Origin of the sequence: Mesorhizobium sp. M7A.F.Ca.CA.002.04.1.1, from assembly GCF_004022805.1 — a bacterium.
GTDB classification, from domain to species: domain Bacteria; phylum Pseudomonadota; class Alphaproteobacteria; order Rhizobiales; family Rhizobiaceae; genus Mesorhizobium; species Mesorhizobium ciceri.
Genome location: NZ_RZPL01000300.1, coordinates 1 through 6361, shown reverse-complemented (window position 1 = coordinate 6361; position 6361 = coordinate 1). Strand labels below are relative to the sequence as shown.

6 protein-coding genes and 1 pseudogene are annotated in these 6361 nt (G+C 60.1%); all 7 read right to left on the bottom strand.

Going from position 1 to position 6361, the window contains the following annotated elements; all coding sequences use genetic code 11:
• Nucleotides 1-563: DUF502 domain-containing protein (locus tag ENZ75_RS16900; protein WP_164887848.1), on the bottom strand; the 563-nt coding region annotated here is incomplete at its 3' end.
• An 80-nt stretch (nucleotides 564-643) separates the two neighbouring features.
• A complete protein-coding gene (locus ENZ75_RS16895) occupies nucleotides 644-946 on the bottom strand; it encodes a HigA family addiction module antitoxin (RefSeq protein WP_027161478.1) in 303 nt (100 codons plus the stop codon).
• A gap of 31 nt (nucleotides 947-977) precedes the next feature.
• Nucleotides 978-2801 carry a glutamine--fructose-6-phosphate transaminase (isomerizing) gene (gene glmS / locus ENZ75_RS16890; RefSeq protein ID WP_063167904.1) on the bottom strand — a complete coding sequence of 608 codons (1824 nt, stop codon included), beginning with the start codon at nucleotides 2799-2801 and terminating at the stop codon, nucleotides 978-980.
• A 172-nt stretch (nucleotides 2802-2973) separates the two neighbouring features.
• Nucleotides 2974-4331: pseudogene (glmU, locus tag ENZ75_RS16885) on the bottom strand (bifunctional UDP-N-acetylglucosamine diphosphorylase/glucosamine-1-phosphate N-acetyltransferase GlmU).
• 119 nt (nucleotides 4332-4450) lie between these two features.
• A complete protein-coding gene (locus ENZ75_RS16880; RefSeq protein WP_063167903.1) occupies nucleotides 4451-5206 on the bottom strand; it encodes a hypothetical protein in 756 nt (251 codons plus the stop codon).
• Nucleotides 5207-5256: 50 nt separating this feature from the next.
• On the bottom strand, nucleotides 5257-5922 hold the full coding sequence (locus tag ENZ75_RS16875) for a hypothetical protein (protein WP_127224175.1): 666 nt from the start codon (nucleotides 5920-5922) through the stop codon (nucleotides 5257-5259).
• Between the two features lie 101 nt (nucleotides 5923-6023).
• On the bottom strand, nucleotides 6024-6361 hold a 338-nt coding region (locus ENZ75_RS16870; RefSeq protein ID WP_245481165.1), incomplete at its 5' end, for a cytochrome c biogenesis protein CcdA.

Below are 6361 nucleotides of genomic sequence, written 5' to 3'. Positions count from 1 at the left end.
ATGTCCGACTTCGGCACATACATCAGGAAGCCCGTGGTCGGGTTTGGCGTGCACGGCATGAATACGGCGATCAGCGGATCGCCTTCCTGGTCGAGCTTCTGGTTGATCTCGGTTTCCTTTTCACTGGCGACGAACACCAGCGACCACACGCCCTTGCGCGGATATTCGACCAGCCCGACCTGGCGGAACATGTCACCCTTGTTCGACAGCACGGTCTCGAAAATCTGTTTCAGCGAGCCGTAGATGCCGCGCACCAGCGGCATGCGGCCAAGCAGGCGCTCGCCGAAATTGACGATGGCGCGGCCGACGATGTTTGCCGTCAGGAAACCGATCAGCGTGATCAGGATAAGCGCCACGATCAGTCCGAACCCCGGCACCGGAAACGACAGGTAGGTGTCAGGGCTGTAGCGGGCCGGAATATAAGGCTTCACCCAGGAATCGACCCAGCCGATGAACGACCAGGCAATGTAGGCGGTGATCGCCAAGGGCGCGCAGACGATGAAGCCCGTGAGGAAATAGTTCCTCAGCCGGGTCATGCCGGAGGTCTTGGGAGCGTCGGACATGGTTCACCGGAGCGCGGGTTGCAGCGCAACATTAGTGAACCGGACGAAGCTTTGGAACTGCGAAGTTTTTAAAGAGCCGATTATGCCGCTACTTCCAACGGCTCAATCTTCTCGAGCTCCGGCGCCAGCTTTCTGGCTTCGGTTTCAAGCTCATAGGCCTGTTGAAAATTCATCCAGAATTCGGGCGTGGTGTTGAAAAATCTGGCGAGGCGAAGAGCGGTATCGGGAGTCAGGCCGATCTCTTCCTTGGCAATGCGTTCGATACGGGTGCGCGGAAGGTTGAGCTTTTTCGCCAGCGCGCCTGCACTCATGCCGAGCGGGACGAGATATTCTTCACGCAGGAATTCTCCAGGATGAACTGGACGTGCGAACTTCGATGCCATTCGGCCCAACCTCCGGTCTGGAAGGCAAAACCTATTCCACCGTCACCGATTTCGCCAGATTGCGTGGCTGGTCGACGTCGGTGCCCATGAACACGGCGGTGAAATAGGCCAGCATCTGGATCGGCAGCGCATAGATGATCGGCGAGATGATTTCGGGCACATCCGGCAGCACGATTGTTTCCATCGTCTTCACGCTCACCTGCGCCGCGCCCTTGCTGTCGGTGATCAGGATGATCTTGCCGCCGCGCGCCGCCACTTCCTGCATGTTGGAAACGGTTTTCTCGAAGATCCGGTCATGCGGCGCGATGACGATGACAGGCATGTTCTCGTCGATCAGCGCGATCGGCCCATGCTTCAGTTCGCCGGCTGCATAGCCTTCGGCGTGGATGTAGGAGATTTCCTTGAGTTTCAACGCGCCTTCCATGGCCAGCGGGAAATTGGTGTCGCGGCCGAGATAGAGCACGTCCTTGTAGCGCGAGAGTTCGCGCGCGATCCGCTCGATCTGCTCTTCAAGCTTGAGCACCTGGTTGGCGTAGCGCGGCGCTTCCGAAAGCGCGCGCACCAGGGTTTTCTCCTGTTCCTTCGAAATCATACCGCGCGCCACGCCGGCGCGCACCGCAAGCGCGGCCAGCACGGAAAGCTGGCAGGTGAAGGCCTTGGTCGAGGCGACGCCGATCTCGGGTCCGGCAAGCGTCGGCAGCACGACGTCGGATTCGCGCGCCATGGTCGATTCGCGCACATTGACGATCGCGCCGATCTTCATGCCGGCTTTGCGGCAATAACGCAGCGAGGCCAGCGTGTCGGCGGTCTCGCCCGATTGCGAGATGAAAAACGCCGCATCGTTCTTCGACAGCGGCATTTCGCGGTAACGGAATTCGGAGGCGACATCGATGTCGACGGGCAGGCGCGCGTAGCGCTCGAACCAGTACTTGCCGATCAGGCCGGCCAGATACGCCGTGCCGCAGGCCGAGATCGCCAGCCGACCAATTTTGGCGAAGTCGAACGGCAGGTCGAGCGGCTTCGACACTCCGGAGACGAAATCCACGTAATGCGCCAAGGTGTGCGAGATCACCTCGGGCTGCTCATGGATTTCCTTTTCCATGAAATGGCGTCGGTTGCCCTTGTCGACCATGAAGCTGGTCGACAGCGACTGCTGGCGTTTGCGGTCGACCTTTGTGCCGTCAATGTCGAAGATGGTGACACCGCCACGGCGCACCACCGCCCAGTCGCCATCTTCCAGATAGGTGATCGAATTGGTGAACGGGGCGAGCGCGATGGCGTCGGAGCCCAGGAACATCTCGCCATCGCCATGGCCGACGGCCAAAGGCGGACCGTTGCGGGCGCCGACGATCAAATCCTCGTCGCCTTTGAACATGATCGCCAGCGCAAAGGCGCCTTCCAGCCGCTTCAGCGCCTGGTGCGCGGCTTCGACCGGCTTCAGCCCCTTGGCGAGTTCGCGGGCCACCAGATGCGCCACGACCTCGGTGTCGGTCTGCGACGAAAAAGAATAGCCGTCGCGGACCAGTTCGTCGCGCAGTTCGGCGAAATTCTCGATGATGCCGTTGTGGACGATGGCGACGCCGTCGGAAAAATGCGGATGCGCATTGCTCTCGTTGGGCACGCCATGCGTCGCCCAGCGCGTGTGGCCGATGCCGATCGTGCCATCGAGCGGCTCGTCCTTGAGCCGGCGCTCCAGGTTGATCAACTTGCCTTCGGCGCGGCGGCGGGCGAGTTCGCCACGCTCGATGGTCGCGACGCCGGCCGAATCATAGCCACGGTACTCCAACCGCTTCAGCGCATCGACGATGAGCGGCGCAACCTGCGAGTGGCCGACGATTCCAACGATACCGCACATGCAGAAAGCCCCCGATTCCCCGGAAAACCAGCGCTATTTAGGGATGGCCAGCCTGCCGTGGAAAGTCACATTGCATTTCGTCCCGTATAACGGAACGCTCATTCTGTCGATGCACCATGACAGGCCGCTCTTGCAATCCGGTTACTGCAATCGTTCGGTTTGCGGGCTGGTCTTACTTTTTCTTCGCCGCCGCCGCCGAAGCAAAGCGCTCGCGCAACTCCTTGCCCTTGCCTGGAATGGTCTTCTGGCGGGCGCGGCCGAAGGCCAGCGCGTCGTCGGGCACGCTTTCGGTGATCACGCTGCCTGAGGCGATGTAGCCGCCCTTGCCGATGGTGACAGGCGCCACCAGCGACGAATTGGAGCCGACAAAAGCGCCCTCGCCGATGTCGGTGAAGAATTTCGAATAGCCGTCATAATTGCAGGTAATGGTGCCGGCGCCGATATTGGCCCCAGCACCGACACGGGCGTCGCCGATATAGGTCAAATGGTTGACCTTGGCGCCCTCTTCGATAACCGCCTGCTTGACCTCGCAGAAATTGCCGACCTTGGCCTTGTTCCTGAGATCGGCGCCCGGCCGCAGCCGCGCGTACGGCCCGACATCGCAATTGGACGCAATGGTGGCGCCCTCGATATGGCTAAAGGCATGGACCTTGGCGCCCGTGGCAATCTTCACGCCCGGACCGAACCAGACATGGGGCTCGACGATCGTGTCAGTGCCGATCTCGGTGTCGTGCGAGAAATACACCGTCTCCGGCGCGATCAGCGTCACGCCCGACAGCATCGCCTCATGCCGCCGGCGCGCCTGCCAGATGGCTTCGGCTTGCGCCAGTTCGGCGCGGTTGTTGATGCCGAGCGCGCTTTCGAAACTGGCTTCGGTGGCCACGACATCGAGGCCTCGCGCACTGGCGATCTCGACAATGTCGGTGAGATAATACTCGCCCTTGGCATTCTTGTTGCCGACCTGATCGAGCAGCGCCAGCGCATGGGCGCCGGCCACCGCCATCATGCCGGCATTGCAGAAGGTTATTTTCCTCTCCTCCTCGGAGCAGTCCTTCTCCTCGCGGATGGCAATCAGCTTGCCGTCCTTTTCGATCAACCGGCCATAACCAGTCGGACTGGGCGGACGGAATCCGATCACGACGACGGCAGCGCCTTCAGCCAGTTTCAGCCGCGCCACGGTCAGCGCATCTGCGTCGATCAGCGGCGTGTCCCAAACATCACGAGAATATCGTCATAACCCTTTGATATCGCATCGCGCGCGGCAAGCACGGCGTGCGCGGTGCCAAGGCGCTTTTCCTGCACGAAAGTCTCGGCCTTGGGCGCGAACTTTGCCGCCGCCTTGCGCATCTCGTCGGCGCCATGGCCGATCACCAGCGCCTGGCTGCCGGCACCCGCCTCTTCCGCTGCCTTCACCACATGGGCGACCATCGGCAGCCCGGCAATCTGGTGCAGCACCTTCGGCAGCACGCTCTTCATGCGCGTGCCTTCGCCGGCGGCGAGGATGACGGACAGGCAGGATCTCTGGCTCATGGAAAGGACAACCATATGAAAAGGGATCAGGAATCGAAGATAGGTAGCATCTGGCGCCATGCTGCACCAATGCGGTTAAATTCCGGTGAGGTGGGTCGAGCAGCTGGTCGATATTGCCACTAGCGAGACGTAAGATAGTCCGGATCCTTGGCTGCGAGCAGTCGTTCGACCGAGGCTTGGAAAGCGGCCACGTCGCTTCCTTGTTTGGCAAGCAGACTCTCCATGTGCTTAATCCCGCCCTCATAATAGGGCCCGAACACCTTGGACAGTGCGATCGACTTAGCCTTGGCAGTCACGTCCGCATGTAGCAGCTCTATCATGGTTGGGGGGACCGTGCTGCTCGCCACGCCCGTCCGAAATGCCCCCCATCTCGGCCTTGCGTCGGCGCAATCTGATTCCATTCGATCAAGAATGGATCGCCCTTTCAATTTGAGGCCTTCCCGATCCGTCTCGCGGTCGGCCACCTCTGACCCTGCAGCACTTAGGTAGACGTAGACCTGCCACATTGCCTGTATGGTATCGGGAACCCCCGCTCCGCGAGGTTGCGGCATTTCAAGGTGAACTCGCTCGTCCAGGAAGCAAGCCAATAATTCTTCCTGCCGGCGATGGTCCGAAAACAGGAAAGCATCCGATTGCCCAAAGTTGAACAGTTTGTGGATCGCCTCTATCCGCAAGTCGGCCCATATCTCGACAACGCTTGCGCCCTCTCTGCGATGGGCAGGATAGGACAACTTCCCCGCTTTCACTGCATTGACGTAGTCGCGCACAGATGCGGCCAACGCTACAGCGAGCGATTGTGGCCGGACAAATTGCTCAGCCAGGGCCTTGAGTTCATGGTCAGGCTGGCTCGATTTCTTCCTCAACCAATTCCACATAGGCTGCCTCCCCAATTGCCTAAGTCGATTTCGCGTTTGCAACGACAGCGCTAGCTGTCAGGAGAGGGCAGAGCTGGCGGCTCCTGATAGGCCTCTAGCTGCCACGGCCCTTGATAGTCGGCAATCACGCCTTCGTCGGCCATTGGCATCTTGGCAATCGTAGCGATCTGCCCAAGGCACCGGTTCAGGTGCCCGCGGAGCACCTCCAGTGCATCAAAATAAGCCTGCCGGGTGTCAGGCGGTCGATAGAATTCTCCAAAGCGTGGATGCAGCGGGGCGTTCTCGTCGCGCCGGAGCAGTTCCTCGAACGTCATAAATTGGCGAATACCCAGAGCCATCGCGTCAAGCAGTAAGTACAGCGGCCCATCCTGCAAGTCGGCAAGCTCTACCCGTTTGTCCACGAGCGTTTGCCTGATTTCCCCAAGCGACTTGAGCGCATTGTCAATGCAGCCATCGCAGCACTCCCAAGCGGACAGAATCCTGCGATCCCGGAGCCGAATTACGAGCTCGCGGGCAACCTTACGCTCTCGATCATTCGGGCTGACAGCGATACTGATAAATGGGAGGTTAATCGTCACGTCACCCAAGCGACCATCCACTTGCCTCCGCGCTCGCGCCAGCAAGTCGGCAATATCGAATCTAAAAGGAATTTTTCCACTTCTCATGCTGCACAATATCAAGCTTTGAATTGATTGTGCGAGCTTTTGCAGGCTCACGTCAATATTGCAGTGTAAGACCAAATGGAGCGGGGAAATTCCGATCCGGAACTTACTACGCAAGTGAAACAATATCCGTAAGCCCGCTTGAGCTCGAACGCCTACCCCAACCGCCCCAGCAGCGGAAAATTCTCCAGCAGCCAGTAAGACACCGTCTGAACGCCGCCGGTGAGGAAAAACACGCCAGCGACAACCAGCAGCGCGCCTATTGCTTTTTCAACCCGGCCGAGATGAACGCGGAATTTGCCGAGGAAGCGCATGAAGGCGCCGGAAAACAGCGCTGCGATCAGGAACGGGATGCCCAGCCCCAGCGAATAGGCGGCGAGCAGCAGCGCGCCCTCGCCCACCGTTTCACGGCCGCCGGCCAGCGTCAGGATCGGTCCCAGAACCGGGCCGATGCACGGCGTCCAGCCGAAGGCGAAAGCCAGCCCCATGACAT